Annotated in this window: 22 protein-coding genes and 1 pseudogene; 11 read left to right on the top strand and 12 right to left on the bottom strand. The window is 62.8% G+C overall.

The window, feature by feature from the left end:
* Both CWO89_RS25695 and CWO89_RS25690 read left to right on the top strand, forming a co-directional pair.
* The coding region (locus tag CWO89_RS25695) for a GNAT family N-acetyltransferase (protein ID WP_130581443.1) at positions 1–800 on the top strand (800 nt) is incomplete at its 5' end.
* 147 nt (positions 801–947) lie between these two features.
* A complete protein-coding gene (locus CWO89_RS25690) occupies positions 948–1,139 on the top strand; it encodes a hypothetical protein (protein ID WP_130581442.1) in 192 nt (63 codons plus the stop codon).
* 44 nt (positions 1,140–1,183) lie between these two features.
* Here the strand turns inward: CWO89_RS25690 and CWO89_RS25685 are convergent, their stop codons facing one another.
* From CWO89_RS25685 to CWO89_RS25675, 3 genes are all read right to left on the bottom strand, one after another.
* A complete protein-coding gene (locus tag CWO89_RS25685; protein ID WP_130581441.1) occupies positions 1,184–2,131 on the bottom strand; it encodes a DUF5996 family protein in 948 nt (315 codons plus the stop codon).
* A gap of 384 nt (positions 2,132–2,515) precedes the next feature.
* Positions 2,516–3,115 (bottom strand): NAD(P)H:quinone oxidoreductase, encoded by a 600-nt coding sequence (gene wrbA / locus CWO89_RS25680; RefSeq protein WP_130581440.1) that lies wholly within the window; start codon positions 3,113–3,115, stop codon positions 2,516–2,518.
* A gap of 159 nt (positions 3,116–3,274) precedes the next feature.
* Positions 3,275–3,973, bottom strand: a complete 699-nt coding sequence (locus CWO89_RS25675) for a pirin family protein (protein WP_130581439.1) — start codon at positions 3,971–3,973, stop codon at positions 3,275–3,277.
* Between the two features lie 109 nt (positions 3,974–4,082).
* On the opposite strand from CWO89_RS25675, the gene CWO89_RS25670 reads away from it, so the two are divergent.
* The 3 genes from CWO89_RS25670 (at position 4,083) to CWO89_RS25660 (ending at position 6,568) form a co-directional block, all read left to right on the top strand.
* Positions 4,083–4,991 (top strand): LysR family transcriptional regulator, encoded by a 909-nt coding sequence (locus CWO89_RS25670; RefSeq protein WP_130581438.1) that lies wholly within the window; start codon positions 4,083–4,085, stop codon positions 4,989–4,991.
* Positions 4,992–5,081: 90 nt separating this feature from the next.
* Complete coding sequence (locus CWO89_RS25665; RefSeq protein WP_130581437.1) at positions 5,082–6,074, top strand: tripartite tricarboxylate transporter substrate binding protein; 993 nt, start codon at positions 5,082–5,084, stop codon at positions 6,072–6,074.
* A gap of 146 nt (positions 6,075–6,220) precedes the next feature.
* Positions 6,221–6,568: a hypothetical protein gene (locus tag CWO89_RS25660; protein WP_130581436.1), complete on the top strand. Its 348-nt coding sequence runs from the start codon at positions 6,221–6,223 to the stop codon at positions 6,566–6,568.
* Here the strand turns inward: CWO89_RS25660 and CWO89_RS25655 are convergent.
* From CWO89_RS25655 to CWO89_RS25640, 4 genes are read right to left on the bottom strand one after another with little or no spacing between them, the layout of a single operon-like run.
* The gene (locus CWO89_RS25655) at positions 6,556–7,050 is read right to left on the bottom strand and encodes a YbaK/EbsC family protein (RefSeq protein ID WP_130581435.1); all 495 of its coding nucleotides are present in this window, start codon (positions 7,048–7,050) and stop codon (positions 6,556–6,558) included. The genes CWO89_RS25660 and CWO89_RS25655 overlap by 13 nt on opposite strands.
* A gap of 3 nt (positions 7,051–7,053) precedes the next feature.
* Positions 7,054–7,800 carry a haloacid dehalogenase type II gene (locus tag CWO89_RS25650; RefSeq protein WP_130581434.1) on the bottom strand — a complete coding sequence of 249 codons (747 nt, stop codon included), beginning with the start codon at positions 7,798–7,800 and terminating at the stop codon, positions 7,054–7,056.
* Complete coding sequence (locus CWO89_RS25645; RefSeq protein WP_130581433.1) at positions 7,797–8,636, bottom strand: dienelactone hydrolase family protein; 840 nt, start codon at positions 8,634–8,636, stop codon at positions 7,797–7,799. The genes CWO89_RS25650 and CWO89_RS25645 overlap by 4 nt, the downstream gene beginning before the upstream one ends.
* Before the next feature lie 45 nt (positions 8,637–8,681).
* The gene (locus tag CWO89_RS25640; RefSeq protein ID WP_028166975.1) at positions 8,682–9,566 is read right to left on the bottom strand and encodes an amidohydrolase family protein; all 885 of its coding nucleotides are present in this window, start codon (positions 9,564–9,566) and stop codon (positions 8,682–8,684) included.
* 258 nt (positions 9,567–9,824) lie between these two features.
* Here CWO89_RS25640 and ykgO point away from each other — a divergent pair, with 258 nt between their 5' ends.
* From ykgO to CWO89_RS25625, 3 genes are all read left to right on the top strand, one after another.
* Complete coding sequence (ykgO, locus tag CWO89_RS25635; RefSeq protein WP_002718645.1) at positions 9,825–9,950, top strand: type B 50S ribosomal protein L36; 126 nt, start codon at positions 9,825–9,827, stop codon at positions 9,948–9,950.
* Between the two features lie 98 nt (positions 9,951–10,048).
* Complete coding sequence (locus CWO89_RS25630; protein WP_130581432.1) at positions 10,049–10,708, top strand: tetratricopeptide repeat protein; 660 nt, start codon at positions 10,049–10,051, stop codon at positions 10,706–10,708.
* Between the two features lie 99 nt (positions 10,709–10,807).
* Positions 10,808–11,056, top strand: coding sequence for a hypothetical protein (locus CWO89_RS25625; protein WP_130581431.1), 249 nt, complete (start codon positions 10,808–10,810; stop codon positions 11,054–11,056).
* A gap of 36 nt (positions 11,057–11,092) precedes the next feature.
* Here CWO89_RS25625 and CWO89_RS25620 read toward each other — a convergent pair whose 3' ends face one another.
* Positions 11,093–11,272 carry a hypothetical protein gene (locus CWO89_RS25620; protein ID WP_028166972.1) on the bottom strand — a complete coding sequence of 60 codons (180 nt, stop codon included), beginning with the start codon at positions 11,270–11,272 and terminating at the stop codon, positions 11,093–11,095.
* A 269-nt stretch (positions 11,273–11,541) separates the two neighbouring features.
* On the opposite strand from CWO89_RS25620, the gene CWO89_RS25615 reads away from it, so the two are divergent.
* Entirely contained in the window at positions 11,542–12,498 is a 957-nt protein-coding gene (locus CWO89_RS25615; protein ID WP_130581430.1) for an alpha/beta fold hydrolase, read from the top strand.
* Positions 12,499–12,528: 30 nt separating this feature from the next.
* On the opposite strand, the gene CWO89_RS25610 is transcribed toward CWO89_RS25615, so the two are convergent.
* The 3 genes from CWO89_RS25610 to cycA all read right to left on the bottom strand — a co-directional run bounded on the left by CWO89_RS25610 (position 12,529) and on the right by cycA (position 13,638).
* Complete coding sequence (locus CWO89_RS25610; RefSeq protein WP_130581429.1) at positions 12,529–12,837, bottom strand: HigA family addiction module antitoxin; 309 nt, start codon at positions 12,835–12,837, stop codon at positions 12,529–12,531.
* Positions 12,838–12,851: 14 nt separating this feature from the next.
* On the bottom strand, positions 12,852–13,148 hold the full coding sequence (locus CWO89_RS25605) for a type II toxin-antitoxin system RelE/ParE family toxin (RefSeq protein WP_130581428.1): 297 nt from the start codon (positions 13,146–13,148) through the stop codon (positions 12,852–12,854).
* A gap of 91 nt (positions 13,149–13,239) precedes the next feature.
* Positions 13,240–13,638: a cytochrome c-550 CycA gene (gene cycA, locus CWO89_RS25600; protein ID WP_028166970.1), complete on the bottom strand. Its 399-nt coding sequence runs from the start codon at positions 13,636–13,638 to the stop codon at positions 13,240–13,242.
* Between the two features lie 224 nt (positions 13,639–13,862).
* Here cycA and CWO89_RS25595 point away from each other — a divergent pair, with 224 nt between their 5' ends.
* Positions 13,863–15,356 (top strand): FAD-linked oxidase C-terminal domain-containing protein, encoded by a 1,494-nt coding sequence (locus tag CWO89_RS25595; RefSeq protein ID WP_130581427.1) that lies wholly within the window; start codon positions 13,863–13,865, stop codon positions 15,354–15,356.
* Positions 15,357–15,540: 184 nt separating this feature from the next.
* Here CWO89_RS25595 and CWO89_RS25590 read toward each other — a convergent pair whose 3' ends face one another.
* Positions 15,541–15,876, bottom strand: a complete 336-nt coding sequence (locus CWO89_RS25590) for a putative quinol monooxygenase (protein ID WP_130581426.1) — start codon at positions 15,874–15,876, stop codon at positions 15,541–15,543.
* A gap of 277 nt (positions 15,877–16,153) precedes the next feature.
* On the opposite strand from CWO89_RS25590, the pseudogene CWO89_RS25585 reads away from it, so the two are divergent.
* Positions 16,154–17,187: pseudogene (locus CWO89_RS25585) on the top strand (FAD-binding protein); the annotation flags it as partial.

Genomic DNA, 17,187 nt, shown 5'->3' with positions numbered 1-17,187 from the left:
TGCGCGCCGCGTTGCGCAAGCTGCCCGGCGGCGCCGATCTCATCCGCTTGCGCAAGGTCGCGCCCGATCTCGACGGGCGGCCCAATCCGTTGGCGCTGCTCGATGGCGCGGCGGTTTGCCCGGTCAATGGCAATCTCGTCACCACGGGCGACGATTACGATGCCTGGCGCCACACGCTGGAGCGGACGGTGCGCAAGGAGCTGGAGCGAAGCTGGCGCGTGTTTACGCGCGATCCGGCGGCGAGCTTCACGATCGCCGCGGACAGTGACGAAGCGCTTCGGATTCTCGCGACGACCGAGGCGCAGCAGAGCTCGCGGATGCAGAGCCTCGGAGTCAATTTCATCCTCAATGACGAGAATTGCGCCGCGTTTTATCGCAGCCTGGTCCGCAACGGTGTCGCCAGCGGTTATGCCATCGTGTCGGCGCTGACGGTGGGCGAGGAGGTGGCGGCAACGCTGCTCGGAGTCCGCAACGGCTCGCGCTACGTGATGATCCGCATCAGCAACGCCGGCGACAAATGGAGCAACTGCTCGCCGGGCCGGCTGATCATCGAGCGCACCATGGCAGCGCTGCACAAGCAGGGTGTCCGCGAGTTCGATTTCTCGATCGGCAACTACGCCTATAAGCGTCGTTTCGGCGTCAAGCGCCTGCCGTTGCTTGATATCAGCGCCGCCTTGAGTTGGCGCGGATTGCCCCGTGCGCTCCGTGATCGGGCCGCGCAGGAATTGCGCAGATATCCGAAGCTGGCGACGTATCTAAAACGCGCGCTCGGTAAACCGCCATCACGCGAAGAGAGCTGATCTGCTTCAATGCAGATTTGTCACACTCACGAGGATTGTGTGGGCGTTCCTTCTATGTTCGCAAAAGTCCACAATTGTGATCGCTGCAGCGCCGTATGCTGGCTCCCGGGTTGGGCCACCGGGGAATGTTCCGCAAGGAGAGCCGACATGCCAGCCTATATCCATCACCATGCCGTGGAACCGGACTTCATCATGTGCCCGAGCTGCGCAGGGCTTCCGATGTTCGTCACGGACGTTGCGCCGCATTGGAGCCTGGCGAGGATCGACTTCACCTATGAATGCTCCGATTGTGGTGCGCAGATCAGGCAAACAGTGACCAAGCCGGAGCTGTTGAATTAGAGCCGATTAAACCTGATCGGATCGTGATCTAAGGTCGGCGCGGCTCAGAGCTGCCGCACCACGCCGGGTCGGCCAAGCGGGCATTCCAGCGCATCGCGATCCCATTTTGCGGCATTCGCGGCGGCCTCATAGGTGCTTTGCAGGAATTCCAGCACCGCCTGGTCGGGATCGCCGGAGGTGCGCGCGGCATCATAGGGCAGGATGAATTCGCTGAGCTTTTCGCTGAAGAAAGCCGCGTCGGGTCGCACCTTGGCGGTGCGGAAGCCCGCGGGTTCGGGATAGGCATAGGAATAGAACGCCGGATAATCGATGGCGCCGCCGCCTGGCCAGAAACCCGCGCTGCTCGCCTCGTGCGAATAGGCTTCGTGCGCAACCGCATCCGGCAGGTTCGGCACGCCACCGGGATGGCGTGGTGCGCTCCTGCCGGAGAAACGCGTCACTGCGAGATCAAAGCTGCCCCAGAAGAAATGCACGGGGCTGGCTTTGCCGAGGAAGCCGGTGCGGAACTGCTTGAACAGCCGATCGCAGTTCAAGAGGATCTGGAAGAAGCGTCGCACGGCGTCAGCATCGTAGGAGCGATGCTGGTTGTCCTCCGGGAAACGGATCGGGTCCGGCACCTCGTTTGGCATTTCGTCGATCGTAACGTCGATGTCGAGCTCTTTCAGCGCAGCGAGCACCGCCGCGTAGAAGCCCGCCACCGAGAGCCCGGCCAGCGCAAAATGCCGCTCAGCGCCGTCGCTGGTCGAGATGCGCAAGGAGTGATCGACGAAATCGAAATCGATTTGAAAGGTTCTAATGCCGTCGGGAATCGGTGAGGTGGTCAGCCCGCGCGCGGTGACATGGAGCGTGACATGCCACGAATGATTCAGCCAAGGCGACTTGGCCAGCCGGATCTTGCCGACGATCTGGGTCCAGAGCTGCAGCGTCGCAGAGGTGTCACGCCATGCTGCCGTCGGCAGTTCCGGCCATTGCGTTTGCTTGGTGTTGCTCATGCCAGGACCCCGCGCTCAGTGACCGTGAACGCAATCACTTTATCACGAGTTCGTTATGGCAGCTCCAAGCATGCGGGCCGACAAATCGACATCACGACTTCGTGCATTCAGGACAACGGCGTTGCCCGCGCGTGGCGCGGAAAAGACTCTTGCACCACCAGCGCCGCGCCATCGCCTGCAGCGGCCTGCGCACCAATTGCGCCATGAAAAGCATTTCAACCATGTCGTGATCCCCGACGCGCATGTGCCGCCAGGTCCGGGGGGCAAGGACCTGGCGGCTGCAGTCATGCGGTTTTGAACATGAAGGTGCGATCGAAATGAAGGCTCCGACCGCACGCTCTACATAGGGCCACGCTCACAAACGAGAACGCCCTCGAACTCGCATCAGCCATGCAGTTTCTTCGCGGTCTCCGCGATCACACGTCCTTGATAACGGGCGCCCGCAAGCTCGTTCGCGCTCGGTTGCCGGCTGCCGTCGCTGCCGGTGATCGTGGTGGCGCCATAGGGCGAACCGCCGGTGATCTCGTCGAGCTTCATCTGGCCGGCAAAGCCGTAATTGAGCCCGACCACGGTGAGGCCGAAATGCAGGAGGTTGGTGATGATCGAGAACAGCGTCGTTTCCTGCCCGCCGTGCTGGGTCGCGGTCGAGGTGAAGGCGCCACCGACCTTGCCATGCAAGGCGCCCTTCGCCCAGAGACCGCCGGCCTGATCGAGGAAGTTCGCCATCTGCGAGGACATGCGGCCGAAGCGGGTGCCGGTGCCGATGATAACAGCATCATAATTGACGAGATCATCGATCTTCGCGACCGGCGCTGCCTGGTCGAGCTTATAGTATGACGCTTTTGCGACTTCGGCCGGCACCAGCTCGGGCACGCGCTTGATATCGACGGTGGCGCCGGCTTCGCGCGCGCCTTCGGCGACCGCATTGGCCATGGCCTCGATGTGACCATAGGCGGAATAATAGAGGACGAGAACTTTGGCCATGATGGCTCTCCGTTGGTTGGGTGTTGTTGAAGTTAGAGCGTCATTGCCGGGGCTTGTGACCCGGCAATCGATCACAATCGAGAAACCTGTCGAAGGGGATGGATGACCGGGTCATCCCCGATCAGGTCGGGGACAGGCGGCCGGGCATGACGAGTGAAGTTATGCCGCGTCGACCAGCACCAGCTCGGAATCTTCCAGCGCGGTGATTGTCAGCTTGGCTTCGTCGCGGATCGCGGCGCCGTCACGGGCATCGACACGCACGCCGTTGACTTCGATGCTGCCGGCCGCGGGCACGAGATAGAGATGCCGCTTTTGCTCCGGCGCATATTCCGCCCTTTCGCCGGCTTTCAGCGTGGTCGCAAGCACCCGCGCCTTGGCGCGAATCGGCAGTGCGTCGGCATCGCCCTTAAAGCCGCTCGCGATCGTGACGAGCTTGCCGGAGCGATCGCCCTTCGGGAACGGCTTGGAGCCCCAGGTGGGCTCGCCGCCTTGCGTCGTCGGCTCGATCCAGATCTGGAAGATCTTCGTCTGCAACGGTTCGAGATTGTACTCGGCGTGGCGGATGCCGCTTCCCGCGCTCATCACCTGCACATCGCCAGCTTCGGTACGGCCCTTGTTGCCGAGCGAGTCCTGATGGGTGATAGCGCCTTCGCGGACATAGGTGATAATCTCCATATTGGCATGAGGATGCGGCGGAAAGCCGGTGTTCGGCGCGATCTCGTCATCGTTCCACACGCGCAAGGCGCCGTGGCCCATATTGTTCGGGTCGTAGTGGCTGCCGAACGAAAAGTGGTGCTTCGCCTTCAGCCAGCCATGGTCGGCGCCGCCGAGCTTCGCATAGGGTCTGAGTTCGATCATCGGATGTTCCTCAAATTTCGATTTCGTTTGGATATGCCGTCGGGCGTGGTATAGAAATAGAAACTATCGAAACTCATTGTTTCCATTTGTGGCAGGGGCAATCGCCAGAATGTCAAAACTCCCGGATTTCGAAGCGCTCGCAATATTCGCAAAAGTCGTTGAATTGCGGTCATTCGCGGGGGCCGCAACCGATCTTTCGCTGTCGAAGGCCACCGTCTCAAAGGCGGTCAGCCGGCTCGAGGATCGGCTCGGCGCGCGGATGTTCAACCGCACCTCGCGGCGGCTGGCGCTAACGGATGCAGGGCAAAAGCTGTCGGAGCGCGCCGCGCGCCTGCTTGCCGACGGGGAGGCCGCCGAGAACGAGGCGTTGGCACAATCGGTCACTCCGCGCGGCCTGGTGCGGCTCGCGGTGCCCATGACGTTCGGAGTGAAATCAGTCGCGCCGCTGTTGCCGGAGTTTCTGGAGAAATATCCGGAGGTGTCGATCGACCTGCATTTGAGCGATGCCACCGTCGACCTGATCGGCGAAGGTTTCGATGCCGGCCTACGCATCGCGCGCTTGCCCGATTCATCCTTGATCGCGCGGCGGCTCTGCGCGATGCCGCGCTACACGGTGGCGGCGCCGTCCTACCTGAAGCGCTACGGCCGGCCGACGCATCCGATGCATCTCGCCGAGCATAAATGCTTCGGCTACGCCTATCTCTCGACCGCGGGCGTCTGGCACTACACCAACGCGGCCGGCGAACAAGCGAGCGTCCGTCCCGCTGGGCAGTTGCGCGTCAACAATGGCGAAGCGCTGCTGCCGGCAGTTCTCGCCGGCCTCGGCATCGCCGATCTCCCCGATTTCATCGTCGGGGAAGCCATCGCGCGCGGCGAGGTCGAGGTGATCCTCAAGGGTTGGAAGCTGCCCGAAGGCGCCGTGCACCTGGTGACGCCCCCTGGCGGCCCGCGCCCCGCGCGCGTTGAAGTGCTCGCGGAGTTTCTCGCAAAGCATTTTGTAAAGGGCAGGAAGCGGTGAGGCGATGACCACCTTTGCACATCACGCTCTCTATCGGCTACGCTGTTTCCACAAATCAAACCAAACAAAACCACCGGGGAGAAACTGCCGATGAACCGCCGCGAGCTTTTGAAAACTGCCGCCGTCTTGCCGCTCGCGCAAACCGCGCTTTCGCACGCTGCTTTCGCGCAAGGCGCTGTCTATCCCAACCGCAACATCACCATGATCGTGCCGTTTCCGGCCGGTGGGCAGGCCGATCTCGCGGCGCGGCCGGTGGCGCTGGCATTGGAGCGGATCCTCGGCAAGCCCGTGATCGTCGACAACCGCGCCGGTGGAGCCGGCGGCTCCGTCGGCAATGCGCAGGCGGCGCGCGCCGAGCCGGACGGCTACACGCTGTTGATGACGCTGTCCTCGCTCGCCGTGCTGCCCGAAGCCGATCGGCTGTTCGACCGCCCGGTCGCCTATGAGGTGTCGCAATTCGCGCCGGTCGCGCGCGTGCTCGCCGATCCGACGCTGCTCGCGGTGCCGGCCTCCGCTCCATGGAAGACGCTGCAGGATTTTGTCGTCGATGCCAAACGGCGCCCTGGCCAGATCCCCTATGGCTCGTCCGGTCCCTACGGCACGCTTCACGTCGCGATGGAAATGTTTACCGCGAGCGCCGGCATCAAATTGCTGCACGTGCCGTTCCGCGGCGCAGGCCCGGCGCTGACCGCGCTGCTGAGCGGCACGGTGCAGGCGGTGGCATCCGCGCCTGGCACGCTGAAGCAGCAGGTCGCCGATGGCAAGATGCGGGTGCTCGCCAATTGGGGCGCCGAACGCGTCGCCAGCTTTCCCGACCTGCCGACGTTCAAGGAGCTTGGCTACAAGGATGTCGAGTTCTACATCTGGGCCGGCCTGTTCGCGCAGCGCGCATTGCCGACGCCGATCATGACACGACTGCGGGAGGCGATGGCGGAAGCGGTGAAAGCGCCGGAGGTCGTCAAGACGTTCGAGACCGCGGGCAGTCCGGTCGCCTATCTCGATGCGCCGGAGTTTTCCAAATTCGTCGCCGACGACAGCGCGCGGCTGATCGCAGCGGTCAAGAAAATCGGCAAAGTGGAGTAGGCGATTTCACGTTTTGTTGCGGGTCGCGAACCTTCCGAAGTCTCATTCATTTGTCATATTCGCAACTCGGCATGTGCCTGGAACCGGCAAGCCAAGATGCAATCGAACGAGACGTTTATCGACAAGATATCGGAAGAGGATCCTGCATGCGAACGCCGCGCATTGTCCTGGGTTGTGCGATCCTGATCGGCACCGGACTGGTCGTGCAAAACCCGGCATTCTCAGAAGAGTATCGCGGAACCTGGGAACAGCAGATGGCCTGCACGCCCGATGTATGGCGGCTGTGCAGCGATCAAATCCCTGATACCAACCGGATCACGGCGTGTTTGCGGCAGAACACGCCGCAACTCTCCCATGATTGTCGTGCGGTATTCGAATCCAGTGCGAGCGCCCAACAGGCGCCTTCACGTGCGACGCCGCAATCTGCGCCACGCGCACGCGGCGCGCCGCCAGTGCAGCATCAGTCGGCGCCGTCGAGACGTTATGACGAATAGGCCGACACTTCCTCCTGCGGCCGATGCTCGCAGACGTCGACCCATTCGGCCGACGTCAATTCCGCCATCCGCGACGGCGCGATCCTGACCGCGCTGTGGGTCGAGCCCGCAGCAGGCACGACGATGTCGAAAGCCTTCAGCGACACATCGCAATAGACCGCGAGCTGTGTCCTCAGGCCGAAGGGGCAGACGCCGCCGACCTCGTGCCCGGTGATAGCGGCGACCTCGTGCAGCCCCAGCATCTTCGGCTTGACGCCGAACAGCGCCTTCACCTTCTTGTTGTCCATCCGCGAGGTGCCGCTGGTGACGATCAGCACCACGCGCTCGCCGACCCGCAGCGACAGTGTCTTGGCGATGCGCCCCGGTTCGACGCCATGGGCTTCCGCCGCCAGTGCTACCGTCGCGGAACTCTTGGTCGATTCGATCACGGCAATGTCGGGCGCCTTCTCGGCGAAGAAGGCGCGAACGGATTCCAGACTCATATTCTAGGACCTGTGGGATGAGACCAGCGCAGGAAGCTCGGATAGACTACGGATGCGATAGTCCGGCGCAACGCCGAGCTCATCCATCTGTGTGCGTAGCGCCTTGAACATCGTGAGCGGTGGCAAGGTCTCGCTTTCGACGCAGGCGAGCGCCATGGCCTGCGGCGTCACCCGCTCGATCCAGGCGACATTCAAGCCGAACGCCTTGGCGCCGCAGGCGTCCCACGGATTCGAGGAGATGAACAGGACGTCCGAGGGCGGCACGCCAAGGACTTCTTCGATCGGCGTGTAAGCCTCCGGGCTCGGCTTGAAGACCTTCTTGGCATCGACGCTGATGGTTGCGTCCAGCAGGCGGTCGAGCCCGCTGTTGCGCACCAGGGCATTCAGCATGTCCGGGCTGCCATTGGAGAGAATCGCGAGTTTTTTGTCCTTCATCGCCCCGAGCGAGGCGAGCGCGTCCGGATAGAGATCGAGATGCAGGTATTTGTCGATGATCCCGTCGAACGTTCCGGCGTCATATTGCAGGCCGAGGCTTCGCAGCGTGTAGGCGAGCGAGTCGCGCGTGACGACGGAGAAGTCCTGGTAGCGCCGCATCAGCGAGCGCAGCCAGCTATATTCGAGCTGCTTGATGCGCCAGATCTGCGTGATGATCTCGCCATAGCCGGGAAATGCATCCTCGGTCACTTCAGCGACCGATTGGACATCATAGAGCGTGCCATAGGCATCGAAGACGACGGCTTTGATGGTCATTGTACCTTCTCTTGCCCGCCGATCGTCGCATACAGGAATTTGCGCACCGCGTCGACCGATTGATCCCGGGCTGCCTGGTTGAATTCGAGACGATGCCCGAGAAACTGTACCGGTGTTGCAAGGCTCGGGACATCGAAGGCGTGATAGGCGCCGGGATAGACGATGAATTCTATCGGAACGCCCAGGCCCTTCTGGCGCGAAATGCCGTAGTCGTCGCGGCCTTCGACAAGGTTGCGGCACTCCTTGGCCAGTGTCCAGTCGTCGAGCTCGCCGATCAGGATCAGCGTCTGCACAGTCATGCTGTCCTTGATGCCCAGGCACGGCGGATAGAATGCAATCGCTGCGCGGAATTTGTCGTCCGATGCCCGCTCGATCATGCCGCGCTCGACCGAGGTCAGCGCCAGCAATCCGCCCTGCGAGAAGCCGATCACCGCGACGCGATCGCGATCGACGAAAGGCTGCTGCACGAGGAAGGCCAGCGCGCGATAGGCGTCGAAGACGGTTGCGGGTGGCGGGCCGCCGGCGCAGGTGCTGCTGAGGCCGCGCGGACCAAAGCGGTCCACCGTGAGCGTGACATAGCCCCAGGATACGAGCAGCTTCCCCCAGCGCTGGTCGAGCTGGCGCCAGCCGCCATTGCAGCCATGAAGCAGCACGACCGCGGGCAAAGCGCCGGCATCGCGGGGTTGCCGCAGGTAGCCTTGCAGGGGTTGCGAGCTCGCCAGCGGATTTTCGATCTCGACGAGGCGGCCCTCCGGCGCATCGCCCGCGAGGCACGCGTTCGCGCTTCCGGTCAGGAGTGCAGCGACGATGGCAGCGATCTTGGCGAGGTTTGGCATTGACCACCTCTCGTTCAATCGCCTGCCGGCGATCCAAGGATCGCTTTATATACCCAAAATCTTCCGCGCGTTGGCCTTCAGCACTTTGGGGCGGATCTCCTCGCGGATGTCGAGCTTGGCGAAATCCGCAAGCCAGCGGTCCGGCGTGATCACCGGCCAGTCCGAGCCGAACAGCATCTTGTCCTGCAGGATTGAGTTGATGTAGCGCACGAGGATCGGCGGAAAATATTTCGGCGACCAGCCGGAGAGGTCGATATAGACGTTCGGCTTGTGGGTCGCGACCGAGAGCGCCTCTTCCTGCCAGGGGAAGGACGGGTGCGCGAGGATGATCTTCAGGTCGGGGAAGTCGGCGGCGACATCGTCCATATACATCGGATTGGAATATTTCAGCCGCATCCCCATGCCGCCGGGCATGCCGCTGCCGACGCCGGTCTGCCCGGTGTGGAACAGCGCGATCGCGCCGCCGTCGTTGATGGCTTCATAGAGCGGATAGGCGAGGCGGTCGTTCGGATAGAACCCTTGCATGGTCGGATGGAATTTGAAGCCGCGGACGCCGTAGTCCTCGATCAGCTTCCGCGCCTCGCGCACGCCGAGCTTACCCTTGTGCGGATCGATGCTGACGAAGGGAATCAGCACATCGAGATTTTCCGATGCGACTTCCAGCATCTCGTAATTGTTGTAGCGGCGGAAACCGGTCTCGCGCTCGGCATCGACAGGAAAGATCACGGCCGCGATGTTCTTGGACCGGTAATAGGCCGCGGTTTCCGGCACCGTCGGCGGATGCTTGTGTGGCGACTTGAAATACTCCGCCATCTGCGCCTGGAAGTCGTCATAGCCGTCGTCGCCATGCATGCCGCAGGGCTCCTCGGCATGGGTGTGGATGTCGATCGCGACGACATTGTCGATGTCGGGCAGCTTGAGCTTTGGCATTCTTGGAGGTCCTTGGGGTTCCCAGCGGCTTGCTTCCTGGGGCTTCCAAATTGACTATACTATATAACGATTTTCGCAAGACAGCCAGAAAGCCGCGGGTAGCGGGCCTATTAGATTGACATTTATGCCCCTGATCGCTTAGAACGCGGCCGTCCCGGGCGGCAGGGCCGTTTTTCGGGACGAATCCCACTTCGCCACATTTGGGCAGGTTTTAGGTTCGGGCTTGAGCACGGCCTTTCAACGCATCAGGATTGTCCCATGAAGGTCCGTAACTCGCTGAAATCGCTGCGCGGCCGCCATCGCAACAACCGTCTGGTCCGCCGCAAGGGCCGGGTCTATGTGATCAACAAGGTGCAGCGCCGCTTCAAGGCCCGCCAAGGCTGATCGCGGGTCCTTCCGTCGGCTCGCCCTGACGCATCGTTTCACACGTCTTTGACGTCGCGCCGCTTTGCAGCGCGGCGTTGTGCGTTTAAGCTATGCGGATGGAATTGAGATTCCTGAGGCTCATAACTCGCAAACTTGCGTTTTTGATCGCCGCGATCGTGATTGCGGCGCCTGCGGCGGCGTTTGCCCAGGGCGATCCCCGGGTCATCCCTCCGCCCAAGGAGCAGAAGAAGCTCCCCGAAGCGCCCAGCAAATTGCCGAAGGTTGGCGCCGATCGTACCCGCGGACTGGATTTCCTGTTCGGCGCGCTGAAGGCGGCGCCCGATGAGGCCAGCGCCAAGCATGTGGAGGCGCGGATCTGGGCGCAGTGGCTGCAGACGCCGAGCGATACCGCAATGCTTCTGATGGTGCGCGCCAAGGCTGCGATGGACGCCCAGAACGCCGATGTCGCGCTGAAACTGCTCGATGCCGTCGTGAAGCTGCGGCCGGACTATATCGAGGGCTGGAACCGACGCGCGACGCTCTATTACCTAAAGAATGACTATGCGCATTCGCTGGAGGACATCCAGCAGGTCCTGATCCGCGAACCCCGCCATTTCGGCGCGTTGGCCGGCCTCGGCATGATCATGCAGGACCTCGGCGACGACAAGCGCGCGCTGGACGCCTTCCGCAAGGCGCTTGCCATCAATCCGCACCTGGAGAAGGTGCCGGAATTGGTGAAGCAGCTCAGCGAAAAGGTCGAAGGCCGCGATATCTAGTTTCACGGGATTAACCACGACTTCCGGCAGCCGATTGCGGCGCGGAACAATTGCCGCTACCCGGCTTGGTTCCCGCTCGAACCCGCCTGGAGCGAAGCCATGAAATCCTTGCTGTTGGCCGGCACGGTGATCGTCGCGACGACGGTCGTCGGTCTTGCCGAAGGGCTCTATTGGGTGGTGGGCAATCGCGCCACCAACACCTGCGACATCGTCACCAGCAACCCGATCGTCGACGGGAACATCTGGTTTGCCGACGGTCCCTACAACTCGGTCGATGACGCCAAGCTCGCCCGCTCCACGATCAGCCAATGCCCAAGGGATCAACCGCCGGCCGACAACCCCAAATAGGGGCTCAAGTGACGGCGCCGGGTTGAGCCCTTGAACTCAGTGCAGCAGTCTGCCGCTACGGGTGAACTGGTCGCGCGCCGCTGCCGCATAAAGCTGTTGCAGCTCGGCCTCGAGTTGCTCATTGACCAACAGCAGCGCCCTTAATGCGCCATGCAGGTCGCCATTGCAGCTTGCGACGATCTGGTCGATAGCCGTCTCGCAGGGATCGGAACTCATTGATACTCCTCCGAATTTCCTTATGAACTGTTGCTGCGGCGTCCTGTTCCTGTGGATTGCGTGGACAGGCTTGCCGTGTTCCATCTCGATCAAGCCGCGCGTTTTGGCAGAATGCCGGCGAGAATGTACGGAACAGGTAATGACGCTGGTATGAACCCGCTATCCACAGGATGGGCGCGTTGTGGAAAACCGGCGTGGCCTGACGATAGGGCATGGGCGTCGCCGGGCGCCGTAATTTTCCCCTGCAACAGATCAACCGGACCTTACCGATGACGATTGTGATCGCAGTGGCGGCGCTGGCGCTGCTGGCCGCCGCCACGCAGTTAGGCGTCGTGCTGGTGCAACGGGCCTTTCCCGCGCAGGGCCTGATGGTCGAGGTGACAGGCGATGCGCTGCATGTCGTCGATATCGGTCCGCGCGAGGCGGCCTCGCCACCGATCGTGATGTTGCACGGCGCAAGCTCCAATCTCGAGGTGATGCGCCGGCCGCTCGGCGAGCGCCTCGCGCGGGATCATCGCGTGATCCTGATCGACCGTCCCGGCCATGGCTGGAGCACCCGCGCACGGGCCAGCGGCTCCACGCCCGCGATTCAGGGCCGGATGATCTCGGAGGTGCTGACGAAGCTCGGCATCGAGCGGGCGGTCGTGGTCGCGCATTCCTGGAGCGGCGCGCTGGGCCTGAGATTGGCGCTCGATGATCCCGACCGCATGGCCGGCCTCGTGCTGCTCGCGCCGGTCGCCTATCCCTGGAGGGGCGGCGTCGGCAAGTACAACGAGTTGATCGCCACGCCTGTGATCGGCCCGCTGTTCGCCTACACGATCACGCTGCCGCTCGGCACGCTGCTCGCCGCGCCGGGCGCGCGCGGTGTATTCCTGCCGCAGACCATGCCGGACGGTTTCGTGAAGGATACAGCAACGCCGCTCTTGCTGCGGCCGCGCGAATTCATCGCCAATGCGCGCGACCTGGTGACGTTGAAGGCGGCAGTCGCCGAGCAGGCGCCGCGCTACGGCATGATCAAAGCGCCCCTCACCATCATTGCCGGCGACGCCGACAGGACGGTGTCGACCGACATCCATTCCCGCCCGCTCGCCGCCGCCGTGCCGCATGCCAAGCTGATCGTGCTGCCGGGCACCGGCCACATGATCCAGAATGCCGCGCCTAGCCTTGTGATCGCGGAGATCGAAGCGATGATCGGGAAGCCGCGGAGTGTCGCGACCGGGGAATAGGGAAAAGGTTACGCAAAGTCTAGCAGTGAGCTATGCGGCTCTTCCAATCGGCTTCGCACGCTCGATCCGCTTACGCTCGCCAGGTGAATTCATCGCTTGCCACAAGTCGCTGCGCCGCTGGATGTTCAGCCAGAATTCCGGGCTGTTGCCGAATACACGGGCAAGAATGAGCGCGGTCGCGGCAGTGACGCTCCGGCGGTCGTTGCAGAGTTCGTTGACATGCTTGCGTTGAACCCCCATGGCCTCGGCCAGCGCGCCTTGAGTCAACCCAAGCGGTTGCATGAATTCTTCCTTGAGGATTTCGCCGACCGTGGCCGGCTTGCGCTTGGTCGTCAGCATGACCGTCTCCTGCTTCACCTATAGCTGTGGTCGTCAAGGTAGACGCCTTCCGCTTCGCCCTTGGAGTTTGACCATCGGAATACAAGCCGCCATTGCTTGTTGACGCGGATAGAGTGAAAACCCGCCAGATTGCCCCGCAATTTCTCGAAATGATTGCTCGGCGGTACCCTCAAATCTCGCTCGGTGGTCGCGTCGTCCAGCATCTGAAGCCTACGAAACAACCGACTTTCGAGATCGGGCGGGATATTTCGCGACTTGACGTCCTCGACGAAAAAAGCCCGTAGCCAATCATCCCGGAAGCTTACGATCATGCGAGGCGAACTGCCTTAACGAGGCAGTGTACCACACTATGGTACAAGGTGGCAACGCCGCATTGTATGGGCGTCGCCACCGAAGAGACCGTTACTGCTGCTTGATTTTCCCGTCCTTGTCGAACTGCGAGAGGAAGGCCCAGAGGTTGTTGGCTTCCGTCTCGTTCTTGATGCCGGCGAACGCCATCTTGGTGCCGGGGATCTTGGCCTTGGGGTCCTTGATGTATTCGAGGAACTGTTCCTTGTTCCAGGTGATGCCGGAATTCTTGTTGGCGTCCGAATAGTTGTAATCAGGCGCGGTACCGGAGTGGCGGCCGTCGATGCCGTTGAGCTCGGGGCCGACCTTGTTCTTGGCGCCTTCGCCGATCGCATGGCAGGCGAGGCACTTGTTGAACGAGGTCTTGCCGGCGGCAACATCCTGCGCCTGTGCGCCCGATGCAACGAACACTGAGGTGACGACGGCCAGCGCGCTCAAGATCGATGTTTTCATGTGGTGCTCTTTGTTTCTTCCCTGGTAGGTGGGCGGGTCGCTTGTGGCAGGCCTGCCTCGATTGGACAAGTGACGAAACTTTGACAGTGTTCACGGCGGCAGGCTTGCCCGAGAGAGAACTTGATCTGCGGGGCAGCAAGTTTCGCCCGGCCTTCCCATTTGAGCCCGGAAATGCTTGATTTTCCCGGACAAATCGATAAAGCGCAAAGCTTGGAGGGACCCGCATGGCCATCATGATGCCGGCTGCCGATCAGGCGGTTCTCAATCGCCGCAGCGAGATCGTTGCTGCATTGCGGGCGATCGTGCCGGGCGAGGGCGTGATCGATAGTGCGGCCGAGATGCTGGCCTACGAATCCGACGGCCTCACGGCCTATCGCCAGCCGCCGATGGTCGTGGTGTTGCCCGACACCACCGAGCAGGTCTCAAGGGTGCTGAAATATTGCCATGAGCAGGGCATCAAAGTGGTGCCGCGTGGCTCCGGCACGTCGCTGTCTGGCGGCGCGCTGCCGCTGGCGGACGGCGTGCTGCTGGGCCTGGGTAAGTTCAAGCGCATCCGCGAGATCGATTTCGACAACCGCGTCGTCGTGACCGAGCCCGGCGTCACCAACCTCGCGATCAGCCAGGCGGTGGCGCATGCCGGCTTCTACTATGCGCCCGATCCGTCATCGCAGATCGCCTGCTCGATCGGCGGCAATGTCGCTGAGAATTCGGGCGGCGTGCATTGCCTGAAATACGGCATGACCACGAATAACGTGCTCGGCTGCGAGATCGTGCTGATGAACGGCGAGGTCCTGCGCATCGGCGGCAAGTCGGCGGAGAACGCCGGCTACGACATCATGGGAATTATCACCGGCTCGGAGGGGCTGCTCGGCGTCATCACCGAAATCACCGTGCGCATCCTGCAGAAGCCGGAGACGGCGCGCGCGCTGATGGTCGGTTTTGCCGAGGTCGAGGCCGCCGGCGAATGCGTCGCGCGCATCATCGGCGACGGCATCATCCCTGGCGGCATGGAGATGATGGACAAACCCGCCATCCACGCCGCCGAAGCTTTCGTCCATGCCGGCTATCCGCTCGACGTCGAGGCGCTCCTGATCATCGAACTCGACGGCCCGAGCATCGAGGTCGACGAACTGATCCGCCGGGTCGAGACAATCGCGCAGGGCTGCGGTTCGACCACCTGCCAGATCTCCAATTCGGAAGCCGAACGCAACCTGTTCTGGGCCGGCCGCAAGGCGGCCTTTCCCGCGGTCGGGCGGATCTCGCCTGATTATCTCTGCATGGACGGCACCATCCCGCGCGGCGCGTTGCCGAAGGCGCTGGCGCGCATCCGCGAACTGTCGGAAAAATACCAGCTCGGCGTCGCCAACGTCTTTCACGCCGGCGACGGCAATCTCCATCCACTCATTCTTTATGACGCCAACAAGCCCGGCGAGATGGAGCGCGCGGAGGCCTTCGGCGCCGACATTCTGCGCTGCTGCGTCGAACTCGGCGGCGTGCTCACCGGCGAGCACGGCGTCGGCATCGAGAAGCGCGACCTGATGCCGGAAATGTTTTCCGAGATCGATCTCAACCAGCAGCAGCGTCTGAAATGCGCCTTTGATCCGCAAGGCCTGCTCAATCCAGGAAAGGTGTTTCCGACTTTGCACCGCTGCGCCGAACTCGGCCGCGTCCACGTGCATGGCGGCAAGCTGGCATTTCCGGATATTCCGCGATTCTAGCGCCCTTCTCCCCTTGTGGGAGAAGGTGGCGCGAAGCGCCGGATGAGCGGTTCTCTCCACGAGCGCAGGTGTTCGTGGAGAGAGACCCCTCACCCTAGTGAGTACGTTGCCCGCGCCGGAGTAGCCCTCTCCCACAAGGGGAGAGGGCGCAGCAATTGGCACCGCGACACGCGACTATCGACTGTCACAGCAGCGTGTATTGCAGGCGTTCGCGTTTTGCCAATAGCGGCAGCGCTTCGCCGGCGATGTAGGTCTTGAAATGCGCGCTGTCCTGATGCGCCTTGAAGGCGGCTTCGTCGCGGAACAGTTCGTAGAACAGGAACTGCGCCGGGTTGTCCTTGGCGCGCGAGATCAGGAACAGCTTTGCACCAGGCTCGCTCTGTGCCTCGGGCAGGAAGCGCGACAGGATCTCGGCGATCCGGTCGGCCTGACCTTCCTTCGCCTCCCATTGCGCGACCACCAGCAAGCCGCTGCCATCGACGGCCTCTTTCACGGTCTTGTCGATTGCATATTGACCCATAACCATTGCTCCTTTGATTGGGTTGCGTGGAAGCCGCTTCCTACATCCGCGGCTGCCGATGATAATTCGATACAGGACGAAGTATGATAGAAATCACTTCGATATTGATCGAAGTATATATGCATATAGAGGCGCCAGGATCGCGTACCGAATGGATCGCGGGCGGGCGACTGGGGAAGCGCCATCTTCCGCCACGGTACCCTTGTGTCCGGCATCGATGCCTATAGAAGGGATGGCGGGAACGGTAGCGGCTGCGGTGGAAAGGCAGGCGGTAGGCGTGGACATCAGGAAGGTACGAGATGCTGAAGACGTCGAGCAGGTGGTGCGGGCGGCGATCGCCGCCGAGCAGCCGCTCGAGATCATCGGCCACGGTTCCAGGCGAGAAATCGGCCATCCGATGGCGACCAACGCGGTGGTCGATCTCTCCGCGCTGAATGCGATCGTCTCATATGAGCCGAACGAGCTGATCATCACTGTGCAAGCCGCGCGCCGCTTGCCGACGTGCAGTCGCTGATCGATGTCAAGAACCAGCAATTCGCCTTCGAGCCGGTCGATACCTCGGTGCTGCTCGGCATGAAGGGGAGCGGCACCATCGGCGGCATGATCGGGGCGGGGCTCGCCGGGCCGCGCCGGATCAAGTCCGGCGGCGTCCGCGACCACCTGCTCGGCGCCCATGCCGTCTCCGGCTTTGGCGACAGCTTCAAGACCGGCGGCAAGGTCGTGAAGAACGTCACCGGCTACGACCTCTGCAAATTGCTCAGCGGTTCCTGGGGCACGCTCGCGGTGATGACCGAGGTGACGCTGAAGGTGATGCCGAAGCCGGAAGCCGAACGCACGCTCATCCTGCGCGGTCTCGACGACGTCACCGCAGGCCGCGCCATGACCGCGGCGCTCGGCTCGCCCTTCGATGTCTCCGGGGCGGCGCATCTGCCCAATTCGGCGTTCCGTCCGACCGACGCTGCGCTCGTTGCTCTGGGGGCGCCGGAGCAGGCCGTCACGCTGTTGCGGCTCGAGGGGATTGCGGCATCGGCCGCGCACCGTGCGGCCCACCTCGCCAAGACGCTCGCCTCCTACGGCGCGGTCGAGACCATCGAGGACGCCGCCTCCCTCTCGATCTGGAGCGCGCTGCGCGACGTTGCGCCGTTCGCGGCGGCTGGCGCGCTCGGCGCCTGGCCGGTATGGCGGATCGTCTGTCCCCCGGCCTCGGGCGGCGCGCTCGGGCAGGCACTGGCGCGGGAGACCGGCGGCGATGTCGTCTACGATTGGGGCGGCGGATTGATCTGGGCGGCGGTGCCGCCCAAGGCGGACGCG

Origin of the sequence: Bradyrhizobium sp. Leo170 (genome assembly GCF_004296405.1) — a bacterium.
Classification (GTDB): Bacteria; Pseudomonadota; Alphaproteobacteria; order Rhizobiales; family Xanthobacteraceae; genus Bradyrhizobium.
The sequence above is the reverse complement of the archived record's forward strand: the minus strand, read 5'-3'. Positions and strand labels throughout refer to the sequence as shown.

Coding starts and splice junctions, on each gene's coding strand:
- ykgO (WP_002718645.1), top strand. CDS start 9,825: ATGAAGGTCCGTAACTCGCTGAAATCGCTGCGCGGCCGCCATCGCAAC.
- CWO89_RS25625 (WP_130581431.1), top strand. CDS start 10,808: ATGAAATCCTTGCTGTTGGCCGGCACGGTGATCGTCGCGACGACGGTC.
- CWO89_RS25670 (WP_130581438.1), top strand. CDS start 4,083: ATGTCAAAACTCCCGGATTTCGAAGCGCTCGCAATATTCGCAAAAGTC.
- CWO89_RS25685 (WP_130581441.1), bottom strand. CDS start 2,131: ATGAGCAACACCAAGCAAACGCAATGGCCGGAACTGCCGACGGCAGCA.
- CWO89_RS25620 (WP_028166972.1), bottom strand. CDS start 11,272: ATGAGTTCCGATCCCTGCGAGACGGCTATCGACCAGATCGTCGCAAGC.
- CWO89_RS25665 (WP_130581437.1), top strand. CDS start 5,082: ATGAACCGCCGCGAGCTTTTGAAAACTGCCGCCGTCTTGCCGCTCGCG.
- CWO89_RS25590 (WP_130581426.1), bottom strand. CDS start 15,876: ATGGGTCAATATGCAATCGACAAGACCGTGAAAGAGGCCGTCGATGGC.
- cycA (WP_028166970.1), bottom strand. CDS start 13,638: ATGAAAACATCGATCTTGAGCGCGCTGGCCGTCGTCACCTCAGTGTTC.
- CWO89_RS25640 (WP_028166975.1), bottom strand. CDS start 9,566: ATGCCAAAGCTCAAGCTGCCCGACATCGACAATGTCGTCGCGATCGAC.
- CWO89_RS25595 (WP_130581427.1), top strand. CDS start 13,863: ATGGCCATCATGATGCCGGCTGCCGATCAGGCGGTTCTCAATCGCCGC.
- CWO89_RS25675 (WP_130581439.1), bottom strand. CDS start 3,973: ATGATCGAACTCAGACCCTATGCGAAGCTCGGCGGCGCCGACCATGGC.
- wrbA (WP_130581440.1), bottom strand. CDS start 3,115: ATGGCCAAAGTTCTCGTCCTCTATTATTCCGCCTATGGTCACATCGAG.
- CWO89_RS25610 (WP_130581429.1), bottom strand. CDS start 12,837: ATGCTGACGACCAAGCGCAAGCCGGCCACGGTCGGCGAAATCCTCAAG.
- CWO89_RS25660 (WP_130581436.1), top strand. CDS start 6,221: ATGCGAACGCCGCGCATTGTCCTGGGTTGTGCGATCCTGATCGGCACC.
- CWO89_RS25690 (WP_130581442.1), top strand. CDS start 948: ATGCCAGCCTATATCCATCACCATGCCGTGGAACCGGACTTCATCATG.
- CWO89_RS25650 (WP_130581434.1), bottom strand. CDS start 7,800: ATGACCATCAAAGCCGTCGTCTTCGATGCCTATGGCACGCTCTATGAT.
- CWO89_RS25645 (WP_130581433.1), bottom strand. CDS start 8,636: ATGCCAAACCTCGCCAAGATCGCTGCCATCGTCGCTGCACTCCTGACC.
- CWO89_RS25630 (WP_130581432.1), top strand. CDS start 10,049: ATGGAATTGAGATTCCTGAGGCTCATAACTCGCAAACTTGCGTTTTTG.
- CWO89_RS25615 (WP_130581430.1), top strand. CDS start 11,542: ATGACGATTGTGATCGCAGTGGCGGCGCTGGCGCTGCTGGCCGCCGCC.
- CWO89_RS25605 (WP_130581428.1), bottom strand. CDS start 13,148: ATGATCGTAAGCTTCCGGGATGATTGGCTACGGGCTTTTTTCGTCGAG.
- CWO89_RS25655 (WP_130581435.1), bottom strand. CDS start 7,050: ATGAGTCTGGAATCCGTTCGCGCCTTCTTCGCCGAGAAGGCGCCCGAC.